Raw genomic sequence first — 25,174 nt, 5'->3', positions numbered from 1 at the left:
GGTGACGGGCGTTGTGGACCTGCGGCCGGCCCCCCTACGCTCCCCGCTCGTGCAGACCGCGCGCGCCCGGCAGTCCTCCCGCGACCTCGTCGTCACCCGCGTCGGACCGCTCGTGCCGGGCGCCCCGGCCCCCGCGGCCGCGAGGCCGGGGCGGCTGCCGGCGGAGGCCGTGCAGGAGGCGCGCGCCGTGGCCGCGGACCTGCTGGCGGGCGACCCCGCCCGCCTGAGCCACACCCGCGGGGTGGCCGCCACCGCGAGCGTGGTGGCCCGCGTCCTGCCGCCGGCCGAGCGTCCCGTCCTCGTGGCCGCCGCCTGGCTGCACGACGTCGGCTACGCGCCCGAGCTCGTCCGCCACGGCTACCACCCCCTCGACGGTGCGCGGTGGCTGGCCGACCGCGGGTGGGACGAGCGCGTCGTGGGCCTGGTCGCCCACCACTCCGGCGCCCGCTTCGTGGCGGCCCACCTGCGCCTGGCGCCCCAGCTGGCCGCTGTGAGCGTGCCCGGGTCCGCGACCGGCCCGCTGGCGGACGCGCTGGCCTACGCCGACCAGCGCACGGGCCGCCTCGGCGAGCCCGTGGACCTCGACGCCCGGTTCGCCGAGGTGCGCCGCCGACGGGGCGCGGACAGCGCCACGGTGCGCGTCAGCGGGGTCCGCGAGCCCGCGCTGCGCGCCGCGGTGCGCCGCACCGAGGAGCGGCTGGCCCGCGCGCCCTGGCCGGCTCCCGGCGCCTGACGGGACGCGCGAGCGCTCAGGCGCGCAGGTCCAGCTCCCAGCACACGTCCTCGCCGAGGACGTGCCGGTGCACCGGGGGGCGGCGGCACGCGCTCAGCGGCTCCACGTCCGGCAGGGCCAGCCCGCGCCGGCCCCCGCGCCCGATGATGAGCGGGGCGATCGTCAGGAACAGGCGGTCGACGACCCCGGCGTCCACCCACTGCGACACCGTCCGCCCGCCGCCCTCCACGAGCACGCGGCGCAGGCCGTGCTCGCGCAGCACCGCCAGCACCTCGCCCGGACCGGCGCCGACGTCCAGGACGACGACCTGCGCGCCGGGGGAGTCCACGGGGCACTGGGTGAACCACAGGGTGGCCGGGTCGCGCAGGAGCGCGCGGTCGCGCAGCCGGCCCGCGGGGTCGAGGACGACGCGCCGCGGGTCCGGGCCCGGCACCGCCCGCACCGTCAGGCGCGGGTCGTCGTGGTGCACGGTGCCCGGGCCCACCACCACGGCGTCCACGAGGGCGCGCAGCCGGTGCAGGTGCTCGTGGTCGGCCTCGCCCGTCACCGGCGCCGAGTCCCCGCCCGCCGTGGCGATGCAGCCGTCCAGGCTCTGCCCCAGCTGCGCGACGACCCCGGTGCGCCCGGCCGCCAGCAGGCGCGCGTAGCGCTGCACGAGCGGGTCACCGGCGTGCCGGGCCAGCGCGGCCGCCACCGCGCCCGGGTCCTCCTCGCGGGCCAGGCGCAGCAGGAGCGACCACGCGCCCCCGCCGTCCGCCGCGGCGGGAGGGGGCTGCGGGGCTGCGGGGCGCGGTGCGCGCACGGGGACGGTGGTGCCCGTCCCGGTGCTCACGACACTCCCGGCAGGCGGTGACCCATCCGGTCGCGCTTGGTGCGCAGGTAGCGCACGTTGTCCAGCGTCTGCGCCACCGGCAGGTCGCGCCGGCGCAGCACAGGCACGCCGTGCGCGCGCAGCGCCTCCACCTTGACCGGGTTGTGCGTCATGAGCTCCACGTCGTGCACGCCCAGGTCGGCCAGCACGGCCGCGGCGCCGGTGTAGTCGCGCGAGTCCACCGGGTGCCCGAGGTCGAGGTTGGCCTCGACGGTGTCCCGGCCGCGCTCCTGCAGGGCGTAGGCGGCGATCTTCTCGGCCAGGCCGATGCCGCGGCCCTCCTGCCCGCGCAGGTAGACGACCACGCCCCGGCCCTCCGCCGTGATCGCCTCCAGCGCCGCCTGCAGCTGCGGACCGCAGTCGCAGCGCAGCGACGCCAGCGCGTCCCCCGTCAGGCACTCCGAGTGCAGGCGCACGAGCACGTCGCGGCCGTCGCCGAGGTCACCGGCGACGAGCGCGAGGTGCTCCACCCCGTCGGCCTGGCGGTAGGCCACCGCGCGGAAGGTGCCGTGGGCCGTGGGCAACCGCGTCTCGGCCACCCGGACGACGGGCAGGGCCGGGTGCTGCGGTGCCAGGGCCACGTCGCTGGACTCCCGGGTGTCGGTCACGTGCGTTCTTCTCCTCGCGGGCTGGGTCCGGATGCACCCGCCGCTGCTCGACGGGGACCGGGACGTGGGGGGCCGCCGGCCGGCGGCGGCGCGGGTGGCGGCGTGGACGGCGGCTCAGGCGGCCAGGGCCACCCGGACCTGGCGCTTGACGCGGGCGAGCATCCCCGTCATGCCGCGCATGCGCAGCGGGCTGACGGCCTGCTCCAGACCCAGCCGCGAGCACACGTCGGCCGGCAGCTCGAGGACCTCGGCGGCCGGCAGGCCCTCCAGGCCCTCGCGCAGCACCCCGGCGAACCCGCGCGTGGTGGGCGCTTCCGGCGGGGCGGACACGTGCAGGTGGGCGCGGCCCTCGCCGTCCACCTCCACGGAGATGAACACCGGCGACTGGCACTCGTCGACGCGCTCCATGAGCTCCGGGTGCCCCTGCAGGTGCGCCGGCAGCTCCGGCAGCCCCTGGCTGAACTCCAGCAGCAGCTGCAGGCGCTCGCGCTCGGGCAGCGCCTGGAAGTCCTCGACGATGTCGGCCAGGGCGGGCGGCAGGCCCGCCGTCAGGCCGAAGGGGTCGCTCCCGCTCACCGGGCGCTCACCTCGCCCTTCTCCGGGCCGCGGACGATGGGCACCCGCACGGAGTTGCCCCACTCGGTCCACGAGCCGTCGTAGTTGCGGACCTTCTCGAAGCCCAGCAGCGCGGAGAGCACGAACCAGGTGTGGCTGGAGCGCTCGCCGATGCGGCAGTAGGCGATGACGTCGTCGCCGGGCGCCAGGCCCTTCTCGCGCTGGTAGATCTCCTCCAGCTCGGCGCGCGGCTTGAAGGTGCCGTCCTCGGCGGCCGCGCGCGCCCACGGCACGCTGTCCGCGCCGGGGATGTGGCCGCCGCGCACGGTGCCCTCCTCCGGGTAGTCGGGCATGTGGGTGCGCTCGCCCGTGTACTCCTGCGGCGAGCGCACGTCGACCATCCGGCCGCCCAGGTGCGCCAGGACGTCCTCCTTGAACGCGCGCACGGCGGCGTCGGAGCGCTCCACGACCGGGTAGTCGGCCGGGGCGGGCTCGGGGGCCTCCGTCGTCATCGCGCGGCCCTCGGCGACCCACTTGGCGCGCCCGCCGTCCAGCAGCCGCACGTCCGGGTGCCCGAACAGGGTGAACACCCACAGCGCGTAGGCGGCCCACCAGTTGTTCTTGTCGCCGTAGATCACCACGGTGTCGTCGCGGGAGATCCCCTTGCGGCGCATGAGCGCGGCGAAGCCCTCGCCGTCGACGTAGTCGCGCGTGACGGGGTCGTTGAGCTCGGTGTGCCAGTCCACCTTCACCGACCCGGGGACGTGGCCGGTGTCCCACAGCAGCACGTCCTCGTCGCTCTCGACGACCGCCAGGCCCTCCGAGCCGAGGTGCTCGGCCAGCCACGCGGTGGTGACGAGCTTCTCCGGGTGGGCGTACTCGGCCAGCTTCGGGTCGCTGTCGTGGGGCAGGGGCACGGTTCCTCCAGCTCTCCGCCGGGCGGCGGGGTGCGCGTCGCGGGTCCTCGGGTCCTGGGTCGCGGGTGCTCGCGGACTCGTCCAGCGGCAACGCCGCGAGCGCGCCGGACGTTCCCGCCGCGATCCTGCCAGAGGGCCGCCCGCCCCCCGCCGCGCGCGGGGACCCGCTCACCCGGCCGGACGGGCGCGCTGGCGCGGCCTCACTACGCTGGCGCGGTGAGCAGCCCGGAGCAGCAGGAGCAGCACCAGACCCGGCCGGCCCTGGTGGAGCGCTCCCCGCGGGTGCCCCCCGAGCAGCTGGTCGCCGAGCTGGTGCCGCCGCCGCGCTTCGCCGACGTGCGCTTCTCCACCTACGTCCCGGCGCCGGACCAGCCCAGCCAGGCCGAGGCCGTGCAGCGGATGAGCGCCTTCGGCGAGCGCGTCGCCGGAGGTGGCGGCTCCGGGGGCGGTGGGCTGGCGGGGCTGTTCCGCCGCAAGCGCACCGACGAGCGCGCCCCCGGCACCTACCTCGACGGCGGCTTCGGCGTCGGCAAGACGCACCTGCTGGCCTCGCTGTACCACCAGGTCGTCACCGACGGCGGGCGCTCGGCGGCCTACGGCACGTTCGTGGAGTACACCAACCTCGTCGGCGCGCTGGGGTTCCTGCCGGCCGTGGAGGCGCTGGCCCACCACGACCTCGTGTGCATCGACGAGTTCGAGCTCGACGACCCCGGCGACACCGTCCTCATGTCCCGGCTGATGCGCGAGCTCGTCGACCGCGACGTGAAGCTGGCGGCCACCTCCAACACGCTGCCGGGGTCGCTGGGCGAGGGCCGCTTCGCCGCCCAGGACTTCCAGCGCGAGATCCAGGCGCTGGCCGGGCGCTTCGACGTCGTGCGCGTCGACGGGGAGGACTACCGGCACCGCGGTTCCGCGTCGGCCCCGCGGCCGCTGGACGACGCCGACGTGGAGCGGGTCGCCGCCGGCCGCGAGGGGGCCACCCTCGACGACTTCGACGCGCTGCTGGCCCACCTGGCCGACGTCCACCCCAGCCGGTACGGGGCGATGGTCGCCGGCACGGGCACCGTGTGCCTGCGCGGGGTGCGCACGGTCTCGGACCAGGTGGTCGGCCTGCGGCTGGTGGTGCTCGCCGACCGGCTGTACGACCGGGAGGTGCCGGTCGCCGCCTCCGGGGTGCCGTTCGACGAGGTGTTCACCGACGAGCTGCTGCACGGCGGCTACCGCAAGAAGTACCTGCGCGCGGTCTCCCGCCTGTCGGCGCTGGCCCGCGAGGGCGCGGCGCTCGCCTGAGCCGCGCCCCCGCGGGTCGTACCGGGGGCCCCGTCCGTCAGTCCCACTCGGTGGGCAGGGCGGGGTCGCGGTGGTGGGCCAGCAGCCGCTCCAGCTCCGAGCGCACCACGCGCGAGCCGGACAGCTCCGGCAGCTCGTCCAGGCCGAACCAGCCGACCTCGAGGGTCTCCAGGTCCTGCGGCGCCACCGGCTCGCCCACCACGCGCCCGAGGAAGAACAGGTGGAAGACCGCCACCGGCAGCGGCGGCTGCTTGCCGCGCACGTCGCGCTCCCAGACCGCGACGAGCTTGACCGGCTCGACGGGGTAACCGGTCTCCTCCAGCGCCTCGCGGGCCGCGGCCTCGCCGGGCCGGTCGCCCGGGTCCACCCACCCGCCGGGCAGCGACCACCGCCCGTCGCTGCGCTCGCGCAGCAGCAGGAACCGCTCGGCGGCGTCCAGCACCCCGACCCGCACGTCGACCTTGGGCGTCGCGTAGCCGGTGTCCCCGCCCAGGTCCGTGCGCAGCGCGTCCTCGTCGGCCCCGGACACGGCGGCCAGCAGCTGCACCGAGACGTCCTGCAGCTGCCGGTAGCGGGCGGTGTCGTAGTCGCGGGCCGGGTCGCCGACGGAGTAGGCCAGGCCGTCCTGGGCCAGCGCCGCGATCCGCACCGCGGCCCGGCGCACGGCCTCGGCCGGCGCGAGCTCCCCGTCCGCCGCCCCGTCCGCCGGCCCCGCGGCGCTCACGCGACGCGGACCACGGCGACGCCCTCGCCCGTCAGGCGCACGCCCTCGCCGAGCAGCTCCGGCGCGGGCGCGGCCGGGTGGGCGGCCACGACCTCGACCGGGGCCCCGCCCACGGGCACGTCGGCCCCGCCGCCGAGGGCGACGACCACGCGGAAGGCCCCCCGGTGCAGCACGAGCGCGTTGCCCAGCACGTCCACGCGCACCGCCCGCAGGTCGTCGTCGCGCAGGTCCGGCTCGGCGCGGCGCAGCGCGATCAGCCGCCGGTACCACTCCAGCACGCGGGCGTGGGCCTCCTGGCCGACCTCGTCCCAGCGCAGCACCGAGCGCTCGCGGGTGGCCGGGTCCTGCGGGTCGGGCACGTCCTCGGCGTCCCAGCCGTGGTCGCCGAACTCCGAGCGGCGGCCCTCGCTGACGGCCCGGCCCAGCTCGGGGTCGGGGAAGGAGGTGAAGAACTGCCACGGCGTGGAGGCGTTCCACTCCTCGCCCATGAACAGCATCGGCGTGAACGGCCCCAGCAGGTACAGGGCGGCGCCGGCGGCCAGCCGCGGCTCGCTCAGCAGGTGACCGATCCGCTCGCCGGTGGCGCGGTTGCCGACCTGGTCGTGGGTCTGCACGTAGCCCAGGAACGCCCCGCCGCGCACGGCGTCGCGGTCGACCGCCTTCCCCCAGACCTCGCCGCGGAACGTGGAGAACCGCCCGGCGTGGAAGAACGCCTCCTCGAACGTCGTCTTGAGGACCTCCGGGGAGCCGAAGTCGCCGTAGTAGCCCTGCCGCTCGCCGGTCAGCCAGGCGTGCAGCGCGTGGTGGACGTCGTCGTCCCACTGCGCCGTCATCCCGAACCCGCCCCGCCCGGTCGGGGTGACCATGACGGCGTCGTTGAGGTCGCTCTCGGCGACCAGCGACAGCGGCCGGCCCAGCTCGCGCGACAGGGCCGCCGTCTCGTCGGCCAGCTGCGCCAGCACGTGCGTCTCCGAGTCGTCGACGAGCGCGTGCACGGCGTCCAGGCGCAGCGCGTCGACGTGGAAGTCGCGGAACCAGCGCAGCGCGTTGTCGACGATCCAGCGGCGCACCTCCACCGACCCGCTGTCGTCGAGGTTGACCGCTGCACCCCAGGGGGTCTCGTGCTTGTCGGTGAAGTAGGGACCGAACTCGGCCAGGTAGTTCCCGCTGGGTCCCAGGTGGTTGTAGACGCAGTCCAGCGCGACCGCCAGGCCGCGGGCGTGGCAGGCGTCGACGAACGCGGCGAACGCCTCCGGTCCGCCGTAGGCGTGGTGCACGGCGTACGGGGCGACGCCGTCGTAGCCCCAGTTGTGCTCCCCGTCCCAGGAGGACACCGGCAGCACCTCGACGACGTCGACGCCGAGGTCCACGAGGTGGTCCAGCTTGGCCGCCGCCGCGGCGAACGTGCCCTCGGGGGTGAACGTGCCCACGTGCAGCTCGTAGAACACCGCGCCGCGCGCGTCGCGGCCGGTCCAGCCCTCGTCGCTCCAGCGGAACGTCGCCGGGTCGGCGACGGCGCTGGCGCCGTGCACCCCGTCCGGCTGCCACCCGCTGCGCGGGTCGGGCCGCTCGTCCCCGCCGTCGAGGCGGAACGCGTAGCGCGTCCCGTGACCGGCGCCGGCGACCTCCGCCGTCCACCAGCCCTCGCGCGGAGACCCGCTGCGCTCCATCGCGACCGTCCCGCCGTCCACGACGACGTCCACCTGCTGCGCCTGCGGCGCCCACACCCCGAACTGCATGCCCCCACCCTGGCCCATCCGGCGGCTCCCGGCGCGTCCACCGCGCCTCCCGCGAGCGGGAGGGACGGGGCGCGCCGGGAGACGCCGGCGGGGGGAGCGGGTCAGCTCGCGCGCACGAGGAGCGCGACGGGCAGCGCGCCCAGCACGTCGGCGACGCGGACGGTCCCGCCGTCCACGCGCGCGCCCGTGAACGCGTCGACCCAGGAGCCCTCGGGCAGCGCGAGGGTGTGCTCGCCCCACCCGCCCAGGCGCTGCAGCGCCACCGGCAGCCGGGTCGCCACGGCCACCGCGGCGGGCGCGCCGACCGGGCCGCGCGCGAAGGCCACGGCGTTGCCGGAGGACGTCGGCACGGGGGAGTAGTCGGCGCGCTCGCCGACGAAGTGCTCGGCGTGCTCGCGCCGCACCCGCAGCGTGCGCGAGACCACGAGCAGCTTCTCGTCGTGCAGGTCGCGCGGCGCGGAGCCGTCGTCGAGGGCGGCCAGCCGCCGCTCGCGGTCGGCGTAGTCCACCGGCCGGCGGTTGTCCGGGTCCACCAGGGACAGGTCGACCAGCTCGGTGCCCTGGTAGACGTCCGGCACGCCCGGCATGGCCAGCTGCACGAACTTCTGCCCCAGCACGGCCGCGCGCGCCGCGTCCGCGGTCAGGTCGACGAACTCCCGCACGGCCGCCAGGACCGCCTCGTCGCCGAGCACCCCGGTCGCGAAGCGCTCGACCGCGGCCTCGTACACCTCGTCCGGGGCCGTCCACGTCGTGTGGTCCTTCGCCTCCCGGGTCGCCTTCTGCAGGTAGCCCAGCAGGCGCTCGGCGCTGATCGGCCCCTCGCCCCAGGTGCCGAACAGCGTCTGCCACACCAGCAGCTCGGTGCGCGCGTCCAGCTCGGCGGCGCGGTGCTCGACGGCCAGCTCGCGCCAGCGCGCCAGCGCCGCCCCCCACTCCTCGGTGCGCTCGGACAGCACCGACAGCCGGGCCCGCACGTCCTCGCTGCGCTTGGTGTCGTGCGTGGACAGGGTCGTCATGGCCGCCGGCCAGTCGCGCGCCAGCACGGTGCAGAAGGAGTGGAACTCCTCCGGCGAGGTGCCGAAGCGCGTCGGGTCGCCGCCCACCTCGTTGAGCGAGGACAGCCGGAACCAGCGGTAGAAGGCGGTGTCCTCGATGCCCTTGGCCATCACCGGGCCGCAGGTCTGCTGGAAGCGCACGACGAACTCGGCCACCCGCCGGTCGTCGGGGCTGCCGACCCGGCCCAGAGCCAGGTCGACGACCACCTGCAGGGTGTCGTGCCGCTCCTCGGGCAGGTGCGCCCGGGCGTGCTCGGCGGCGCCCTCCACCACGCGCACCGCCTCCTCGGGCGCCTCCTCGCCGGGCACCACGTAGGCGCGGTACTGGTGGAAGGCCACCAGCAGCTCCACGACGCACTCGTGCAGGCCGCGGCGGGTGTGGTCGCGCAGGTCGACGTCGTCGTGGCAGATGCCCGACAGCAGCTCGACCAGGCGGTGCACCTCGGCGTACAGGCCGTTCTCGACGACCTCGCGCTTGGCGTGGTCGACGACGGCCTGGAAGGTTCCGGTCTCGCCGGTGACGGCCACGTACTGCTCGGTCAGCGGCTCGGCGCCGGCCGGGTCGAGGAACAGCCCGCCCACCCGGTGCAGGGCGTCGTAGCCGGTGGTGCCGGCGCACGCCCAGTCCCGCGGCAGGCCCTCGTCGCCCTCGAGGATCTTCTCCACGACGACCCAGGCGCTGCCGTCCCCGGTGGCCCCGGACGTCGCCTCCGCCAGCCACCGCAGGTAGCCGCGGGGATCGGCCAGGCCGTCCGGGTGGTCGATGCGCAGGCCCTGCAGGTCCCCGCGGCCCACCAGCTCCAGCAGCAGCGCGTGCGAGGCGTCGAAGACCTCGCGGTCCTCCACGCGGATCGCGGCGAGGGTGTCCACGTCGAAGAAGCGCCGGTAGTTCAGCTCCTCGTCGGCCACCCGCCAGTGCGCCAGCCGGTACCACTGCCGGTCCACCAGCTGCGCCAGCGGCAGGTCCTCGGTGCCCGGGCGCACGGGGAAGACGTGGTCGTAGTAGCGCAGCACCCGCTCGCGGGCGCCGCCGACCTCGACCTCGTCCAGGGACAGCTCCCCGGCGGCCAGCACCTGCCCGATGCGCTGCCCGAGCACGGCCATGAGGATCGCCCGGTCCGGCACGGACCAGTCCACGTCGAACCAGCGCGCGAACGGCGAGCGCGGGCCCTCCTTGAGCACCGACCACAGCTGGGCGTTGTCGGAGGCCGGGGTCGGCACCGCCATGTGGTTGGGCACGACGTCGGCCACGGCCGCCAGGCCCTGCTCGCTCAGTGCGGCCGCCAGCCGGTCGAAGCCCTCGCGGCCGCCCGCCTCGGGGTTCAGCCGCGCGTGGTCGACGACGTCGTAGCCGTGCGTGGAGCCCTTCGCGGGCGCCAGCACGGGCGACAGGTAGGCGTGCGAGGCGCCCAGCCGGCGCAGGTGCGCGGCCTGCGCGGCGGCGTCGTCGAAGGTGAAGGCCGGCTGCACCTGGAAGCGGTAGGTGCTCACCGGCACGACGGCCGGGCGGTAGTCGCCGGCCGGGCCGGCGCCGGTGGGCCGCTCGCTCACTTGGCGTCCCCCAGCGGCCCGCGGGCCAGGACGAGGATCGAGCGCCCCGCCACCGGCAGCGCGGTGCCCGGGGAGAAGGCCGACTCCTCCGTGAAGATCGACACGACGCCCACCTGGTCGTCGGCGGTGTCCAGGCGCGGCAGCCAGCTGTCGCCGTAGGCCTTCTCCGGCAGGGTGAACTCCACCGACTCGTGCCACGGGTTGTACATGATGAGGAACGAGTCGCCGACGATGCGCTCGCCGCGGCGGTCCGGCTCGGGGATGGCCTCGCCGTTGAGGAAGACCATGACGCAGCGGTTGGAGGCGTCGCCCCAGTCCGCGTCGGTCATCTCGGTGCCGTCGGCGCCGAACCACTCGATGTCACCGACGTCGCTCTCGCCGCCGTGACCGGCGTCGCCGGCGAAGAAGCGGCGGCGCTGGAAGACGGGCTCGGTGCGGCGCAGCTCCACGACGCGCCGGGTGAAGGCGAGCAGCTCCTGCTGCGGCTCGGACAGGTCCCAGTCGACCCAGGCCAGCTCGTTGTCCTGGCAGTAGACGTTGTTGTTGCCCTGCTGGGTGCGCCCCAGCTCGTCGCCGTGCAGGATCATCGGCACGCCCTGGCTCAGCAGGAGCGTGACCATCAGGTTGCGGTGCTGGCGGGCCCGCAGCGCCACGATCTCCGGGTCGTCGCTGGGCCCCTCCACGCCGCAGTTCCAGGAGCGGTTGTGGCTCTCGCCGTCCGCGCCGCCCTCGCCGTTGGCGTCGTTGTGCTTCTCGTTGTACGAGACGAGGTCGCGCATGGTGAAGCCGTCGTGCGCGGTCACGAAGTTGATGCTGGCGATGGGCTTGCGGCCGGAGTGCTCGTACAGGTCCGAGGACCCGCTGACGCGGCTGGCGAACTCGCCCAGCGTCTTGGGCTCGCCGCGCCAGAAGTCGCGCACGGTGTCGCGGTACCGCCCGTTCCACTCGGTCCACAGGGGCGGGAACCCGCCGACCTGGTAGCCGCCGTCGCCGACGTCCCACGGCTCGGCGATGAGCTTGACCTGGGAGACGACCGGGTCCTGCTGGACGAGGTCGAAGAAGGCGCTCAGGCGGTCGACCTCGTGGAACTGGCGGGCCAGGGTCGAGGCGAGGTCGAAGCGGAAGCCGTCCACGTGCATCTCCTGCACCCAGTACCGCAGCGAGTCCATGATCAGCTGCAGGACGTGCGGGGAGCGCATGAGCAGGCTGTTGCCCGTGCCGGTGGTGTCGAAGTAGTGCTTCTCGTCGCCGTCGACCAGCCGGTAGTAGTTGGCGTTGTCGATGCCGCGGAAGCACAGCGTCGGGCCCATGTGGTTGCCCTCGGCCGTGTGGTTGTAGACCACGTCGAGGATGACCTCGATGTTCGCCTCGTGCAGCGCGCGGACCATCGACTTGAACTCCTGCACCTGCTGGCCGCGCTGGCCGGTGGAGGAGTAGGAGTTGTGCGGGGCGAAGAAGCCGATGGTGTTGTAGCCCCAGTAGTTGGACAGCCCCTTCTCGGTGAGGTGGGTGTCCTGCACGAACTGGTGCACCGGCATGAGCTCGACGGCCGTCACGCCCAGCTGGGTGAGGTGCTCGATCATCGCCGGGTGCGCCATGCCGGCGTAGGTCCCGCGGATCTCCTCGGGGATGTCCGGGTGCTGGACGGTCAGCCCCTTGACGTGCGCCTCGTAGATCACCGACTCGTGGTACTCGTGCCCCGGGCGGCGGTCGCTGCCCCAGTCGAAGAAGGGGTTGACCACCACCGACAGCATCGTGTGCCCGCCGCTGTCGGCGTCGTTGACGGTGTCCGGGGCGTCGAAGTGGTAGCTGAACAGCGACTCGTCGCCGTCCACCTGCCCCTCCACGGCCTTGGCGTACGGGTCCAGCAGCAGCTTCTCGGGCTGGCAGCGGTGGCCCTGCTCGGGGTTGAAGGGACCGTGGACGCGGTAGCCGTAGCGCTGCCCGGGCATGACCGAGGGCAGGTAGGCGTGGTGCACGAAGCCGTCCACCTCGGGCAGGTCGATGCGCGTCTCGCTGCCGTCGTCCTCGATCAGGCACAGCTCCACCCGCTCGGCGGCCTCCGAGAACAGGGCGAAGTTGGTCCCCGCCCCGTCGTAGGTCGCCCCGAGGGGGTAGGGCCGTCCGGGCCAGATCTGCATCGCACTTCCTCCGCTGGGTGACTCCGGACGGTCCCCGGCCGCGCTCCTGCTCGACGCTGCCGTGCTGCACCCCCCGGCGGGGGGTGCCGCGTGCCGTCCGACGGCCAGCATCATGTCGCCTCCGCCCCGCGGGCACGACCGGGAGCCCGTCCCGGCGCGCCCGGGCGGGACGGGCCCGTCCGGCCGGTAGCGTCGGGGCGTGGCACCCGACGACCCCCCGGCGGCGCGGTCCGCCACCGGCCGCCGGCTGCGCGTGCCCCCGCTGCCCCGCCCGCTCGTGCCCGACGGGGGAGCGCTGCGGCTGCTGCTGCGGGTGCTGCGCGACGCGCGCGCCCTGGTCGCCGGGACAGTGGGGGCGTGCCTGCGCTTCCGGGTCACCGGCCTGGCCGCCGAGGGCGGCTTCTTCATGCTGCTGTCGCTGCCGCCGCTCGTCTTCGGGCTGGTCGCGCTGCTCGGCTACGCGGGGCGCTGGGTGCCGGCCTCCGACCTGGCCGCCGCCCGCACCCAGATGGAGGAGCTCGCGCAGTCGGTCCTGACCGCCGAGGCGGTCAGCGAGGTCGTCCTGCCCACGTTCGACTCGGTGACCACGCAGGGGCGCGCCGACCTGACGGTCCTGGCGTTCGCGGTGAGCGTGTGGTCGGGCTCGCGCGCCCTCAACGTCCTCGTCGACACCGTGGCGATCATGTACGGCTTCGGCGGGCACCGCGGCATCGTGCGGACCCGGCTGCTGTCGCTGAGCACCTACCTCGTCGCGCTCGTCGTGGGCGTCGTCGTGCTGCCGCTGGTCCTCGTCGGCCCGCAACTGCTCCAGCGGTGGCTGCCGGGGCAGCTGCAGCCGCTGAGCGAGCTGTACTGGCCGCTGGTGCTCGTGCTCTCGATCGCCGGCCTGGCGACGCTGTACCACCTGGCGACCCCGGTGCGCAGCCGCTGGTGGCGCGACCTGCCGGGCGCGGGCCTGGCCGTCGTCGGCTGGCTGGGGGTCTCCTACGTCCTGCGCGGGGCGCTGTCGGCGACCGTGCAGGGGGCCTCGACGTCGGTGTACGGCCCGCTGGCCGCCCCGATCGTCGTGCTCATCTGGTTCTACTTCCTCACCATCGTGCTGCTGGTGGGGGCCGCCCTGAACTCCGCGGTCGACCGCGTGTGGCCGGACGAGGAGAAGGCCGCCGCCCGCGCCAGCGCCCGGGCCGAAGCCGCCCGCCGGCGCTGCTGGGTGCCCTGAGGCCGGTGCTGCCGGGCCCGACCCGGGGAGGGGCCGGAGGAGACGACCCCGGGGACGACGAAGGCCGGACCCGTCCGGGTCCGGCCTTCGTCAGGGGCTGGTGGGCGATACTGGGATCGAACCAGTGACCTCTTCCGTGTCAGGGAAGCGCGCTACCGCTGCGCCAATCGCCCGAGTCCGCACCAAGGCCACGCCTTGGTGGGCACCGAGGTGGAGACGGGATTCGAACCCGCGTACACGGCTTTGCAGGCCGTTGCCTCGCCTCTCGGCCACTCCACCGTGAGGCGCGTGCCTCGGAGCTCGTGCCCCCGAGCGGACGACGGGACTCGAACCCGCGACCCTCACCTTGGCAAGGTGATGCGCTACCAACTGCGCTACGTCCGCACACCAGGTGTTCCCCCGGCCTTCCGGCCCGGTTCGCCCTGACGTCGTAGACAGTAGCCGACGGCCGGGGACGGAGTCCAATCGCCCCCCGGGCGCCCGCGCAGGAGGCGGCGCCCGGGGTCAGAGCCTCAGTGCCACAACAGGTCCGGGCCCAGGTCGGCCAGCCGCGGGGCGCCGCACAGACCCATCGCCATGCGCAGCTCCGTGTCCAGCATGTGCAGCGCCGCCAGGGCGCCCTCGCGACCCGCGGCCGCCAGGCCGTACAGGTACGGGCGGCCGACGAAGACGGCGTCCGCGCCCAGGCACAGGGCCTTGAGCACGTCGGTGCCGCGCCGCACCCCGGAGTCGACGACGACGGGGACGCGGCCGGCGACCTCCGCGGCCACCGCGGGCAGCGCCTGCGCCGTCGGCACGACCGTGTCGAGGTTGCGGGCGCCGTGGTTGGACACCCACACCCCGCGCGCGCCGTGGTCCAGGGCCCGCGAGGCGTCGTCGGCGCGCAGCACGCCCTTGACGACCACGGGCAGGTCCGTCAGCTCCGCCAGCCACGTGATGTCCTTCCACGTCAGCGTCGGGTCCAGGCGCTCGACGTAGACGCGGCGGTGGGCCGGCAGCGGGTCCTCCACGCGCGCGGTCTGGGCAGGCAGGTTCGCGAAGGACAGCCCCGCCGGCAGGCGGACGCTGCGGCGGCGGTCGGTGTCGCGGGCGCCCAGCACCGGGGTGTCGACGGTGACCACGAGGGCCTGGTAGCCGGCCGCGGCCGCCCGCAGGGCCAGGCTCGCGGTGAGCTCGCGGTCGCGGCGCACGTACAGCTGGAACCACAGCGGCCCCGTCGCCCGGGCCGCGACGTCCTCCATCGAGGCCGTGCCCAGGGTGCTCTGGCAGTAGACCATCCCCGCCTCGTTGGCCGCGTCCACGACGCCCAGCTCGCCGTCGTCGTGCCAGATGCGGTGGCTGGCCGCCGGGGACAGGCCGATGGGCGAGGCCACGCGGGACCCGAACAGCTCGACCGAGGTGTCGATGGCGTCCACGCCCACGAGGCAGCGCGGCGCGAGGCGGATCTCGCCCCACGCCTCCTCGTTCCAGCGCAGGCTGCGCTCGTCCCCGGACCCGCCCTCGAGGTAGTCCCACATCTCCTGCCCGAAGGCGCCCTCGCGCATCCGCTGCAGCGCCGCGGCGCGCAGCTCGTGGACGTTCAGGGGCGCCTCGGTGAGCGCCGGGCCGGACGGGTCGACGTGCGGCACCCCGGTCGGCGGGGTCTCGGAGAGCGGACGGGTGGTCGTGTCGGTCATCTCCCCGGAGTACCAGACCCGCGCGGCCGCCGTGCCGCTGCGCGCCCGTTCGGTGACGGAAGTCCCCCGTCGGGGTGCGCGGGACGGTCCGCGGCCGGCCCCGGCGGTCCTCCTCGACCGCGCCGGTGCCCGCCCGTCCCGCGCCGGCACCCGCGGCGACGTCGCCGCGGGCGCGCAGGGACGGGGCCTCAGGAGACGAGCCGGGCGACCAGGTCGTCGAGGTCGAGGTGGCGGGTCTCGCGCCCCGGGGGCACGAGGGCGTCGGCCCGGCGCAGGAAGCGCCGCACGTCGGCCTCGTCGGCCTCCAGCTCGGCGTTGCCGTCGGGGGAGGACAGGCGCAGCAGGACGCGCCGGCGGCCGTCGGCCGAGCCGGAGCAGGGCCGCACGTGGACGTCCCCGTCGCCGGCCGGGCCGACGAGGCCCTCGCGCAGCAGGTCGCGCGCGAAGACCCACTCCACGTCGGCGTCCCCGCCGCGGAAGACGGCGTGGATGGCGTAGGGGTCGTCGGCCCCGTAGTGCAGGCTCGCGGGCACGGGCAGCCCGGGGCCGGTCGAGGTCCGCAGGCGCAGCGACACGTCGACGTCGACCTCGGTCTTGCGGTGCGGCAGTGCGGGCACGTCGACCTCCGTGTGCTCGTGGCCGCTGACGGGCTCCAGCGACCGTGTGGACGAGTTTCCCACTGTTCGCGCGTCTCAAACACCCGAACGGTGCAGGTCGGACGCACCCGTCCGGGTGGAGGTTCCCCGGTGCCCCCGGGTGCCGGAGGAGGGGAGGACCTGCGCAGGTCGGCGCGCGGGATCGGCGACGGCCCCCCGCGCGTTGCAGGATCGGGTCGCGCCGCCGGGGCGACCGGGCGGGCGGCGCCGGGACGGTGCGCGGGACGGGGGACGGGTGAGGACGATCGAGCAGCACGGCGGGGACGGTCGGGGACGGACCGCCGGCGGCGGGGCCGGCAGCGGTCAGCTCCCGCGCACCCGCGACACCCCCGGGACCCACGGGGCGGCCGGCGCGGCCGGCGACCCGGACGCCCCGCGCGCCGCGCAGGCGCAGGACACGACCGGGGCGGGGGACGCGGCGCTCGCCTCGGCGGTGCAGGAGGCCGCGGCCGCGGCCGAGCCGCACCCCGCCGCCCGGGCGCTGCGCCGGCGCCGGGCCGACCGCCTGCGCGCCTCGCTGCGCGCCCGCCGGGCCCGGCTGCGCGCCGACCCGCACGCCTACCGCCTCTACCGCACGGCCGTCGGCGTCGTCGGCGGCCTCGTCGTCCTCCTGGGGCTGGTGCTCGTGCCGCTGCCGGGCCCGGGCTGGCTCGTCGTCTTCCTGGGCCTGGCCCTGCTCGGCACGGAGTTCCGCCTCGCCCGGCGGCTGCTGCACTTCGCGCGCCGGCACGTCGACCGGTGGACGCGGTGGGTGGCCGGGCGCTCGTGGGGGACGCGGATCGCCATGGGGTCGGCCACGGCCGCCGTCGGCGGGCTCCTGGTGTACGGCTACCTCGCCGCCGCCGGGGTGCCCGGGTGGGTGCCCGAGCAGGTGACCGCGCAGCTCGTGCTGGTGCCCGGCGTCGGCGGCTGAGCGCAGCGGTGACCGCCGGGCGGCCGTCCGGGAGGCGGGCGTCGCCGCCCCCGGCGCCGTGTATGGTGTTCCACGCCGGTCGCGGTCAGCGGTCGCACCGGGCGATTAGCTCAGCGGGAGAGCACCTCGTTCACACCGAGGGGGTCACTGGTTCGATCCCAGTATCGCCCACCCAGCACCACCCACCGGGGCCCTCGGCCCCGTCCCGGGAGGACGGCCCGTGCAGCGCCTCGTCGCCACCGTCCATCACCTCGCCGTCTTCCCCGTGAAGTCCCTGCCGGGGTCCGCTCCCCGGCGCGTCGAGGTCGGCGCCGACGGCCTGCGCGGTGACCGCGCCCTCGTCCTCGTCGGGCCCGACGGTGGGACCCTGACCGCCAAGCACCACCCCGGTCTGCGCGCGCTGGACCTGACCGGCCCGCCGGAGGCGCCGCTGGTCACCGCGCCCGGCGCCGCGCCCGGCGACCTGGACGCCGTCGCCCGCGCCCTCGGCCTCGCCGGCCCCGTGCGCCTCGAGCGCGCCGCCGGCGGTGCCCGGCAGGTCGCCCCGGTGCACGTCGTCACCCTCGCCCAGCGCGCCGCGCCCGGCGCGGAGGACTCCTCGCGCGCCAACGTCGTCCTCGACCTGCCCGCGGAGCCCGACGACCCCGACGCGCTGACCGGGGCGCTGCTGCGCCCGGAGGGCGCCGACGGCCCCGTGCTGCGGCTGACGGGGCGGCCGCGGCACTGCGCGGGCGTGTTCGCCGACGTCCTCGCGCCGGGGGTCCTCGAGGTCGGGCGGCGGGTGCTGCTGGAGCCGGGCCCGGCCGCGCCCGGGGACGGGCGCGCGCCCGGGCCGCCGCGGGCGCACGGCTAGAGTCGCGGGCGCGGGACAGCGGTCCCGCCGGTGCGCCGCCGGTGCGCCGCCGTCCGACTCCCGCACGTCCCGGAGGCCCGCGTGTCCGCGCAGCTCACCGTCACCCGCACCGGCGAGGCCCTGCAGGTGGCCGCCGGCACGACGGCGGGGGAGCTGTTCGCCGACGACCGCGACGTCGTCGTCGCCCGCGTCAACGGCGAGCTGCGCGACCTGTCGCACCCGCTGGCCGACGGCGACGAGGTCGAGGGCGTGCTCGTCTCCTCCGAGGACGGCCTGGCGGTGCTGCGGCACTCCGCCGCGCACGTCGTCGCGCAGGCCGTCCAGCAGCACTTCCCGGACGCGAAGCTCGGCATCGGCCCGCCCGTGCGCGACGGCTTCTACTACGACTTCGACGTCGAGACGCCGTTCACCCCCGAGGACCTGAAGACCCTCGAGAAGACGGCCCAGCGCATCGTCAAGGAGGGGCAGCGGTTCGTCCGCCGCGTCGTCACCGACGAGGAGGCCCGCGCCGAGCTGGCCGCCGAGCCGTACAAGCTGGAGCTCATCGGGCTGAAGTCGGCCTCCGGCGACGCGGAGGACGCCGCCGAGGGCGCCGGTGTCGAGGTCGGCGCCGGCGAGCTGACGATCTACGACAACGTGCGGCGCGACGGCACCGTGGCCTGGAAGGACCTGTGCCGCGGGCCGCACCTGCCGAGCACCCGTCTGCTCGGCAACGGCTTCACCCTCCTGCGCACCGCCGCCGCGTACTGGCGCGGCAGCGAGAAGAACCCTCAGCTGCAGCGCGTCTACGGCACCGCGTGGCCCAGCAAGGAGGAGCTGAAGGCCTACCAGGAGCGGCTGGCCGAGGCCGAGCGGCGCGACCACCGGCGCCTGGGCGCCGAGCTGGACCTGTTCTCCTTCCCCGACGAGATCGGTTCCGGCCTCGTCGTGTTCCACCCCAAGGGCGGCGTCGTCAAGCGCGTCATGGAGGACTACGTGCGCCGCCGGCACGTGGAGGAGGGGTTCGACTACGTCGGCACCCCGCACATCGCCAAGGGCGGGCTGTTCGAGACCTCCGGGCACCTGCCGTACTACGAGGACACGATGTTCCCGGCGATGGAGCTGGAGAACAGCAAGTACTACCTCAAGGCCATGAACTGCCCGATGCACAACCTGATCTTCCGCTCGCGGGGGCGTTCGTACCGGGAGCTGCCGCTGCGGTTCTTCGAGTTCGGGTCCGTCTACCGCTACGAGAAGAGCGGTGTGGTGCACGGCCTGACCCGCGTGCGCGGGCTCACCCAGGACGACTCGCACAGCTACGTCACCCCCGAGCAGGCGCCCGGCGAGATCAAGCACCTGCTGGACTTCGTCCTCGGCCTGCTGCGCGACTTCGGCCTGGACGACTACTACCTGGAGCTGTCCACCCGCGGGGACTCCGCGAAGTTCATCGGCAGCGACGAGGAGTGGGCCACCGCCACGGCCGTCCTGGAGACCGCCGCCCGCGACACCGGTCTGGAGCTCGTGCCCGACCCGGGCGGGGCGGCCTTCTACGGGCCGAAGATCTCCGTGCAGGCCCGCGACGCCATCGGCCGCACCTGGCAGATGTCGACCATCCAGTACGACTTCAACCAGCCGGCGCGCTTCGGGCTGGAGTACACCGCCGCCGACGGTTCCAAGCAGCAGCCGGTGATGGTCCACTCGGCGAAGTTCGGCTCCCTGGAGCGGTTCTTCGGCGTCCTCACCGAGCACTACGCCGGCGCGTTCCCGCCGTGGCTGGCCCCGGTGCAGGTCGTCGGGATCCCCGTCGCCGACGCCCACGTCGAGCACCTCCAGGGCGTCGCGCAGCTGCTGCGCGCGCGGGGGGTGCGCGTGGAGGTCGACGCCGCCGACGACCGGATGCCCAAGAAGATCCGCACCTGGACCAAGCAGAAGGTGCCGTTCCTGCTCATCGCCGGCGGCGAGGACGTCGAGGCGGGCGCGGTGTCCTTCCGCTACCGCGACGGCAGCCAGCGCAACGGCGTGCCCGTCGAGCAGGCCGTCGCCGAGGTCGTGGACGCCGTCGAGCGCCGCGTGCAGGTCTGACCGTGCAGCAGGACGGCGGGGCGCCGGGCGTCGAGGCGTCGGCGGGGTTCGCGGGAGAGCCCGACGGCTTCGGACGGCTGTGGACCCCGCACCGCATGGCCTACATCACCGGCGGCGACAAGCCCGCCGACCCGCACGACGCGCAGCAGTGCCCGTTCTGCCGGGCGCCCTCGCGCTCGGACGCCGAGGGCCTCGTGGTGCACCGCGGCGAGCGCGCCTTCGTCGTGATGAACCTGTACCCGTACAACCCCGGCCACCTGCTGGTCTGCCCGTACCGGCACGTGTCCAGCTACGTCGACCTCGACGCCGCCGAGCTGGCCGAGTTCACCGCCCTGACGCGCGCGGCCGTCCTCACGCTGCGCGCGGCCTCCGACCCGGCCGGGTTCAACCTCGGCATGAACCAGGGCGCCGTGGCCGGCGCGGGCATCGCCGCCCACCTGCACCAGCACGTCGTCCCCCGCTGGGCGGGCGACGCGAACTTCCTGCCGGTGGTGGCGCGCACCAAGGCCCTGCCGGAGCTGCTGGAGGACACCCGCCGGCGCCTCGCCGACGCCTGGACCAGCACCGACCCGGCCGAGCCCGTGCCCGGCCCGGCCGCCGGCGAGGGCTGAGGCGTGCTCGGCCGCAACGCCCGCGCCCTGGCCGGGCGCGTCTTCACCCCGCCCGCGAAGCTCCTGCTGCGCCTGGGGGTCGGGCCGGACGCGGTGACCGTCACCGGCACCGCCGGCGTCGTCGTCAGCGCCCTGGTGCTGTACCCGCTGGGGCACCTGTTCTGGGGCTCGATCGCGGTGACGTTCTTCGTCCTGTCCGACACCGTCGACGGGATCATGGCCCGGGCGCTGGACCGGCCCGGCCGCTGGGGCGCCTACCTGGACTCCACCCTGGACCGCTTCGGCGACGCGGCCGTCTTCGGCGGCCTCGTCGTCTGGTTCGCCCGCGGCGGCGACTCCCCGCTCACCGCGGGCCTGGCGCTGCTGTGCCTGGTGCTGGGCAGCCTGGTCTCCTACGCCAAGGCCCGCGCCGAGGGCCTCGGCTTCACCGCCGACACCGGCATCGCGGAGCGCTCCGACCGCCTCGTGGCCGTCCTCGTCGCCACGGGCCTGGTGGGCCTCGGGCTGCCCGACGTCGTCCTGCCCGTGGTCCTGGCGCTGCTGGCCGTGGCCAGCGCCGTCACCGTCGTGCAGCGGATGGCCCTCGTGCGGCGCCAGGCCCTCGCCGCGGTCGCCACGCCCGTCCCGCAGGCCCCGCCACCCGCCCCCGACGCGTGAGCGGCCGGCGCGAGGACCTCGTCGCGACGGGTCTGCGCGCGGCGTGGCGCGCGGCCCGGGCCCTGCCCGAGCCCGCGGCGCTGGCGCTGGCGCACGCCGCCGCCGACGTCGCCCACCGTCGCCGGGGCGCGCGCGTCGAGCAGCTGCGCGCCACCCTGCGCCGCGCCCGGCCGGCCGCGGCGCCGGCCGAGCTGGACGCCCTCGTGCGCGAGGGCCTGCGCGCCTACGCCCGCTACTGGAGCGACGTCTTCCGGCTGCCGTCCTGGTCGCGCGAGCGGATCGTGCGCACCGTCCGGCTCGAGGACGCCGGCGGCCTGCGGCGGGTCCTGGCCGACGGTGGCGGGGCGGTGTGCGCGCTGGGCCACCTGGGCAACTGGGACCACGCCGGCGCCTGGGGCGCCCTCCAGCTCGGCCCCGTGACCACGGTGGCCGAGCGCCTGCGCCCCGAGGCCGTGTTCGAGGAGTTCGTCGCCTTCCGCCGCCGCCTCGGCGTCCACGTGCTGCCCCTGGGGGACCCGTCCACCACCGGCGGGCTCGTCCGGGCCGCCCGCGGCGGGCACGTCGTCCCCCTGCTGGCCGACCGGGACCTGTCGGCCACCGGTGTCCCCGTGACGTTCCTCGGGGAGCGGGTGCGCATGGCCGCGGGCCCCGCGGTCGTGGCGCTGGCCGCGGGGGTGCCGCTCTTCCCCGTCGTGGTGCGCACCGAGCCGCTGGCGCGCGGCTCGGCCGCCCGGCGCACCGGCGCCCGGTACGGCGTCGTCGTCGAGGTCGCCCCCGCCGTCGCGGCGCCCCCCGCGCCGCCGGGCGCGCCCGGTGCCCAGCGCCGGCGGGCGGCGGTCGCGGCCATGACGCAGGCGTGCGCCGACGTCCTCGCCGACGGGGTGCGCCGCTCCCCGCACGACTGGCACGTCCTGCAGCCGGTGTTCACCGCCGACGTCACCGCCGGCCCGCCCGCCGGGAGCGCGGGGGAGCGCGCGTGAGGATCGGCCTGGTCTGCCCCTACGCCTTCGACGTGCCGGGGGGCGTGCAGTTCCACGTCCGCGACCTGGCCGAGCACCTGCTCGGCCTGGGCCACGAGGTGCGGGTGCTGGCCCCCGGCGAGGACGGCGACCCGCACCTGCCGCCGTTCGCGGACGCCGGCGGGCGCGTCGTGGCGGTGCCCTACAACGGGTCCGTGGCGCGGCTGTCGTTCGGCCCGGTGACGGCCGCGCGGGTGCGCCGGTGGGTGGCCGAGGGCGGCTTCGACGTCCTGCACGTGCACGAGCCCGTCGCCCCCAGCACGTCCCTGCTGGCGCTGTGGGCGGCGCAGGGACCGCTCGTGGCGACCTTCCACACCGCCAACCTGCGCTCGCGGGCCATGCAGGCGGCCTTCCCGCTGCTGCGGCCCGGGCTGGAGAAGGTCTCCGCGCGCATCGCCGTCAGCGAGGACGCCCGCCGCACGCTCGTCGAGCACGTCGGCGGCGACGCCGTCGTGGTGCCCAACGGCGTCTTCGTCGACGCCTTCGCCACCGCCCCCGCCCGCCCCGCGTGGACCGGGACCGAGCGCGAGCCGGTCGTCGCCTTCGTCGGCCGCCTCGACGAGCCCCGCAAGGGCCTGCCGCTGCTGTGCGAGGTCGTGCCCCGGGTGCGGGCGGTCGTGCCGGGGGCGCGCTTCCTCGTCGCCGGCCGCGGGGACGCCGACGCGGCCAGAGCGCTGCTCGACGACCCCGCGTCGGTGGAGTTCCTCGGTGCCGTCCCCGACGCCGACAAGCGCGCACTGCTGGCCTCCGCCGACGTGTACCTCGCCCCGCACAGCGGCGGGGAGAGCTTCGGCATCGTCCTCGTGGAGGCGATGGCGGCCGGTGCGGCCGTCGTCGCCAGCGACCTGGGCGCCTTCCGGAGGGTCCTCACCGGTCCCGACGGGAGTGGCGAGCCCGCCGGGGAGCTGTTCGCCGTCGGGGACGCGGACGCCGCGGCCGCCGCGGTGCTGCGGCTGCTCGCCGACGGCCCGCGCCGGCGCGCGCTGGCGGCCGCCGGGCAGCGGGCGGCGTGGCGCTACGACTGGTCGCGGGTGGCGGCCGAGGTGCTGGCCGTCTACGAGACCGTGCGGGCCGCGGGGGGTCCCCCGTGACCGGCCCGTCGTGGGCGCTGTGGGTGCTGCTGGCGCTGCTGCTGCTCGCCGTCGCGGCCTGGCACCTGTCGTCGCTGGCCCGGCGCGTCGACCGGCTGCACCACCGCGTGGAGACCAGCCGCGCCGTGCTGGACGCCGAGCTGACCCGCCGGGCGAGCGCCGCCCTGGAGCTGGCGACCTCGGGCGCCCTGGACCCGGCGACCTCGCTGCTGCTGGCCGACGCGGCCACCACCGCCCTCGACGCGCCGCGCACGCCCGCGGCGCTGCGCGAGGCCGCCCACGCCGACGACGTGCAGCGCTGGCGCGCCGAGAGCGTCCTGAGCGACGCCCTGGACCGCGCGCTCGGCGAGGACGCCGACGGCGGGGACGCCGCGGGCCGGCCCGTGCCGGGCGCCGCCGAAGCCGTCGCGCGCGTGCGCCGAGCCGGCCGGCGCGCGCAGCTGGCGCGCCGCTTCCACAACGACGCCGTCGTGCAGACGCTGCGGCTGCGGGGCAAGCGCGTCGTGCGGTGGGGGCGGCTGGCCGGGCACGCGCGGCTGCCCGAGACCGCCGACTTCGACGACGGCACCGGCCGGCCGTGGACGGCCGACGAGGGCGGCGTCCCCGCGCCCGGGGCGGGTGCCGCCGGGGAGCCCGGCACCCGCGGCGGCTCGTAGGATCGTGCGGGCACAGCGCCCCCACCCTCCCCAGCACAGGATCGCGAGGCCGGACCGACCGTGAGCACCGACGTGACCAGCGAGCAGACCACCGGCGGACCCGTCATCGGCACCGACCGCGTCAAGCGCGGCATGGCCGAGATGCTCAAGGGCGGCGTGATCATGGACGTGGTCACCGCCGAGCAGGCGAGGATCGCCGCCGACGCCGGCGCCGTGGCCGTCATGGCCCTCGAGCGCGTCCCCGCCGACATCCGCGCCGAGGGCGGCGTGTCCCGCATGAGCGACCCCGACATGATCGAGTCGATCATCGACGCGGTGTCCATCCCCGTCATGGCCAAGGCGCGCATCGGCCACTTCGTCGAGGCGCGGGTGCTGCAGGCCCTGGGCGTGGACTACGTCGACGAGTCGGAGGTCCTCACCCCCGCCGACTACGCCCACCACATCGACAAGCGCGCCTTCACCGTGCCCTTCGTGTGCGGGGCGACGAACCTGGGCGAGGCGCTGCGCCGCATCACCGAGGGCGCCGCGATGATCCGCTCCAAGGGCGAGGCCGGCACCGGCGACGTGTCCAACGCGGTGACGCACATGCGCACCATCCGCGCCGAGGTCAACCGGCTGCGCTCGATGGCCCCCGACGAGCTGTACGTGGCCGCCAAGGAGATGCAGGCGCCGTACGAGCTGGTCCGCGAGGTCGCCGAGGCCGGGAGGCTGCCCGTCGTGCTGTTCACCGCCGGCGGCATCGCCACCCCGGCCGACGCGGCGATGATGATGCAGCTGGGCGCCGACGGCGTCTTCGTCGGCTCGGGCATCTTCAAGTCCGGCGACCCTGCCCGGCGCGCCGAGGCCATCGTCCAGGCCACGACCTTCCACGACGACCCCGACGTCATCGCGAAGGTCAGCCGCGGGCTGGGCGAGGCCATGGTCGGGCTCAACGTCGAGGCGATCCCCGAGCCGCACCGCCTGGCCCAGCGGGGCTGGTGACCCGCTGGACCCCCTGAGCGGGCACGACCCGCTGGGGCCGGAGTGGGGCACCGCCCCCGACGGCACCCGCACCCGGGACGCCTCCCGCGTCGTCGTCCTCGACGACGCGGGGCGCGTCCTGCTCGTGCGGGGCACCGACCCGGAGCGTCCCGGCGAGGCGTGGTGGTTCACCGTCGGCGGCGGCCGCGGCGCCGGCGAGGCGGCCCGCGACGCCGCGGCCCGCGAGCTGCGCGAGGAGACGGGCCTGGCCGTGGCCCCCGGCGACCTCGCCGGCCCGGTCTGGGTGCGCACCGCCGACTTCCCGTACCTGGGACGCGCGTGCCGGCAGCGGGAGGAGTTCTTCGTGCTGCGCCTGGGCGCCGGTGCGCGGCTGTCGCGCGCCGGGTGGACGGCCCTGGAGCTGGCGACCCTGACCGACGTGCGCTGGTGGCACCCGGACGAGCTGGCCGCCTCGGGCGACACGTACTACCCGGCCGACCTGCCGGCGCTGCTGGCCGACCTGCCACCGGCCTGGTCGGGCCCGCCGCGCGTCATCGGCTGAACCGCCCCGGCGCCGGGCCCGCGAGCGCGCCACCCGCCCCCGGCGCGGCGTGCCCG

The 25,174-nt window shown here is 76.1% G+C and carries 22 protein-coding genes, 4 tRNA genes and 1 pseudogene; 14 read left to right on the top strand and 13 right to left on the bottom strand.

What is annotated here, in order from left to right:
• The first annotated feature begins 49 nt into the window (after positions 1-49).
• A complete protein-coding gene (locus ACRYMY_RS05355) occupies positions 50-733 on the top strand; it encodes an HD domain-containing protein (protein WP_432546233.1) in 684 nt (227 codons plus the stop codon).
• Positions 734-749: 16 nt separating this feature from the next.
• Here the strand turns inward: ACRYMY_RS05355 and ACRYMY_RS05350 are convergent, their stop codons facing one another.
• The 4 genes and pseudogenes from ACRYMY_RS05350 to ACRYMY_RS05335 all read right to left on the bottom strand — a co-directional run bounded on the left by ACRYMY_RS05350 (position 750) and on the right by ACRYMY_RS05335 (position 3,684).
• Positions 750-1,565: a RibD family protein gene (locus ACRYMY_RS05350; protein WP_432546232.1), complete on the bottom strand. Its 816-nt coding sequence runs from the start codon at positions 1,563-1,565 to the stop codon at positions 750-752.
• A pseudogene (gene ribA / locus ACRYMY_RS05345) lies at positions 1,562-2,152 on the bottom strand (GTP cyclohydrolase II); the annotation flags it as partial. The gene ACRYMY_RS05350 and the pseudogene ribA, both read right to left, overlap by 4 nt.
• Positions 2,153-2,326: 174 nt before the next feature.
• The gene (locus ACRYMY_RS05340) at positions 2,327-2,788 is read right to left on the bottom strand and encodes a SufE family protein (protein ID WP_432546231.1); all 462 of its coding nucleotides are present in this window, start codon (positions 2,786-2,788) and stop codon (positions 2,327-2,329) included.
• On the bottom strand, positions 2,785-3,684 hold the full coding sequence (locus tag ACRYMY_RS05335; protein WP_432546230.1) for a sulfurtransferase: 900 nt from the start codon (positions 3,682-3,684) through the stop codon (positions 2,785-2,787). The genes ACRYMY_RS05340 and ACRYMY_RS05335 overlap by 4 nt, the downstream gene beginning before the upstream one ends.
• Before the next feature lie 216 nt (positions 3,685-3,900).
• On the opposite strand from ACRYMY_RS05335, the gene zapE reads away from it, so the two are divergent.
• Entirely contained in the window at positions 3,901-4,974 is a 1,074-nt protein-coding gene (gene zapE / locus ACRYMY_RS05330; protein ID WP_432546229.1) for a cell division protein ZapE, read from the top strand.
• Between the two features lie 37 nt (positions 4,975-5,011).
• Here zapE and ACRYMY_RS05325 read toward each other — a convergent pair whose 3' ends face one another.
• The 4 genes from ACRYMY_RS05325 to glgX all read right to left on the bottom strand — a co-directional run bounded on the left by ACRYMY_RS05325 (position 5,012) and on the right by glgX (position 12,184).
• Positions 5,012-5,698, bottom strand: a complete 687-nt coding sequence (locus ACRYMY_RS05325) for an NUDIX hydrolase N-terminal domain-containing protein (protein ID WP_432546228.1) — start codon at positions 5,696-5,698, stop codon at positions 5,012-5,014.
• The gene (gene treZ, locus ACRYMY_RS05320; protein WP_432546227.1) at positions 5,695-7,437 is read right to left on the bottom strand and encodes a malto-oligosyltrehalose trehalohydrolase; all 1,743 of its coding nucleotides are present in this window, start codon (positions 7,435-7,437) and stop codon (positions 5,695-5,697) included. Before treZ ends, ACRYMY_RS05325 begins: the two co-directional genes overlap by 4 nt.
• Before the next feature lie 101 nt (positions 7,438-7,538).
• Positions 7,539-10,043 carry a malto-oligosyltrehalose synthase gene (gene treY / locus ACRYMY_RS05315; protein WP_432546226.1) on the bottom strand — a complete coding sequence of 835 codons (2,505 nt, stop codon included), beginning with the start codon at positions 10,041-10,043 and terminating at the stop codon, positions 7,539-7,541.
• A complete protein-coding gene (gene glgX, locus ACRYMY_RS05310) occupies positions 10,040-12,184 on the bottom strand; it encodes a glycogen debranching protein GlgX (protein ID WP_432546225.1) in 2,145 nt (714 codons plus the stop codon). Before glgX ends, treY begins: the two co-directional genes overlap by 4 nt.
• A 199-nt stretch (positions 12,185-12,383) precedes the next feature.
• Here glgX and ACRYMY_RS05305 point away from each other — a divergent pair, with 199 nt between their 5' ends.
• Positions 12,384-13,403, top strand: a complete 1,020-nt coding sequence (locus ACRYMY_RS05305; RefSeq protein ID WP_432546224.1) for a YihY/virulence factor BrkB family protein — start codon at positions 12,384-12,386, stop codon at positions 13,401-13,403.
• Between the two features lie 98 nt (positions 13,404-13,501).
• On the opposite strand, the gene ACRYMY_RS05300 is transcribed toward ACRYMY_RS05305, so the two are convergent.
• From ACRYMY_RS05300 to ACRYMY_RS05280, 5 genes are all read right to left on the bottom strand, one after another.
• A tRNA-Val gene (locus ACRYMY_RS05300) sits at positions 13,502-13,576 on the bottom strand.
• Between the two features lie 35 nt (positions 13,577-13,611).
• Positions 13,612-13,682, bottom strand: a tRNA-Cys gene (locus ACRYMY_RS05295).
• Positions 13,683-13,714: 32 nt separating this feature from the next.
• A tRNA-Gly gene (locus tag ACRYMY_RS05290) sits at positions 13,715-13,787 on the bottom strand.
• 128 nt (positions 13,788-13,915) lie between these two features.
• Positions 13,916-15,079: an alpha-hydroxy acid oxidase gene (locus tag ACRYMY_RS05285; RefSeq protein WP_432546223.1), complete on the bottom strand. Its 1,164-nt coding sequence runs from the start codon at positions 15,077-15,079 to the stop codon at positions 13,916-13,918.
• A gap of 188 nt (positions 15,080-15,267) precedes the next feature.
• Positions 15,268-15,696, bottom strand: coding sequence for an SsgA family sporulation/cell division regulator (locus tag ACRYMY_RS05280; protein ID WP_432546222.1), 429 nt, complete (start codon positions 15,694-15,696; stop codon positions 15,268-15,270).
• Between the two features lie 274 nt (positions 15,697-15,970).
• On the opposite strand from ACRYMY_RS05280, the gene ACRYMY_RS05275 reads away from it, so the two are divergent.
• From ACRYMY_RS05275 to ACRYMY_RS05225, 11 genes are all read left to right on the top strand, one after another.
• Positions 15,971-16,648, top strand: coding sequence for a TIGR02611 family protein (locus tag ACRYMY_RS05275; protein WP_432546221.1), 678 nt, complete (start codon positions 15,971-15,973; stop codon positions 16,646-16,648).
• 99 nt (positions 16,649-16,747) lie between these two features.
• A tRNA-Val gene (locus ACRYMY_RS05270) sits at positions 16,748-16,819 on the top strand.
• Positions 16,820-16,868: 49 nt separating this feature from the next.
• Positions 16,869-17,501, top strand: coding sequence for an MOSC N-terminal beta barrel domain-containing protein (locus ACRYMY_RS05265; RefSeq protein WP_432546220.1), 633 nt, complete (start codon positions 16,869-16,871; stop codon positions 17,499-17,501).
• An 81-nt stretch (positions 17,502-17,582) separates the two neighbouring features.
• Complete coding sequence (gene thrS, locus ACRYMY_RS05260; RefSeq protein ID WP_432546219.1) at positions 17,583-19,562, top strand: threonine--tRNA ligase; 1,980 nt, start codon at positions 17,583-17,585, stop codon at positions 19,560-19,562.
• A 2-nt stretch (positions 19,563-19,564) separates the two neighbouring features.
• Positions 19,565-20,173 carry an HIT family protein gene (locus ACRYMY_RS05255; RefSeq protein ID WP_432546218.1) on the top strand — a complete coding sequence of 203 codons (609 nt, stop codon included), beginning with the start codon at positions 19,565-19,567 and terminating at the stop codon, positions 20,171-20,173.
• Positions 20,174-20,176: 3 nt separating this feature from the next.
• On the top strand, positions 20,177-20,830 hold the full coding sequence (gene pgsA / locus ACRYMY_RS05250; RefSeq protein WP_432546217.1) for a phosphatidylinositol phosphate synthase: 654 nt from the start codon (positions 20,177-20,179) through the stop codon (positions 20,828-20,830).
• A complete protein-coding gene (locus ACRYMY_RS05245; RefSeq protein ID WP_432546216.1) occupies positions 20,827-21,810 on the top strand; it encodes a phosphatidylinositol mannoside acyltransferase in 984 nt (327 codons plus the stop codon). The genes pgsA and ACRYMY_RS05245 overlap by 4 nt, the downstream gene beginning before the upstream one ends.
• Positions 21,807-22,940 (top strand): glycosyltransferase family 4 protein, encoded by a 1,134-nt coding sequence (locus tag ACRYMY_RS05240; RefSeq protein ID WP_432546215.1) that lies wholly within the window; start codon positions 21,807-21,809, stop codon positions 22,938-22,940. The genes ACRYMY_RS05245 and ACRYMY_RS05240 overlap by 4 nt, the downstream gene beginning before the upstream one ends.
• Positions 22,937-23,596: a hypothetical protein gene (locus tag ACRYMY_RS05235; protein ID WP_432546214.1), complete on the top strand. Its 660-nt coding sequence runs from the start codon at positions 22,937-22,939 to the stop codon at positions 23,594-23,596. The genes ACRYMY_RS05240 and ACRYMY_RS05235 overlap by 4 nt, the downstream gene beginning before the upstream one ends.
• A gap of 60 nt (positions 23,597-23,656) precedes the next feature.
• Positions 23,657-24,577 (top strand): pyridoxal 5'-phosphate synthase lyase subunit PdxS, encoded by a 921-nt coding sequence (gene pdxS, locus ACRYMY_RS05230; protein WP_432546213.1) that lies wholly within the window; start codon positions 23,657-23,659, stop codon positions 24,575-24,577.
• A 13-nt stretch (positions 24,578-24,590) separates the two neighbouring features.
• Complete coding sequence (locus ACRYMY_RS05225; protein WP_432546266.1) at positions 24,591-25,118, top strand: NUDIX hydrolase; 528 nt, start codon at positions 24,591-24,593, stop codon at positions 25,116-25,118.
• The last annotated feature ends 56 nt before the right edge of the window (positions 25,119-25,174 follow it).

This window comes from Kineococcus haloalkalitolerans (assembly GCF_050871905.1).
In the GTDB taxonomy this organism is placed as follows: Bacteria; Actinomycetota; Actinomycetes; order Actinomycetales; family Kineococcaceae; genus Kineococcus.
This window is presented reverse-complemented; position numbering and strand designations above follow the sequence as displayed.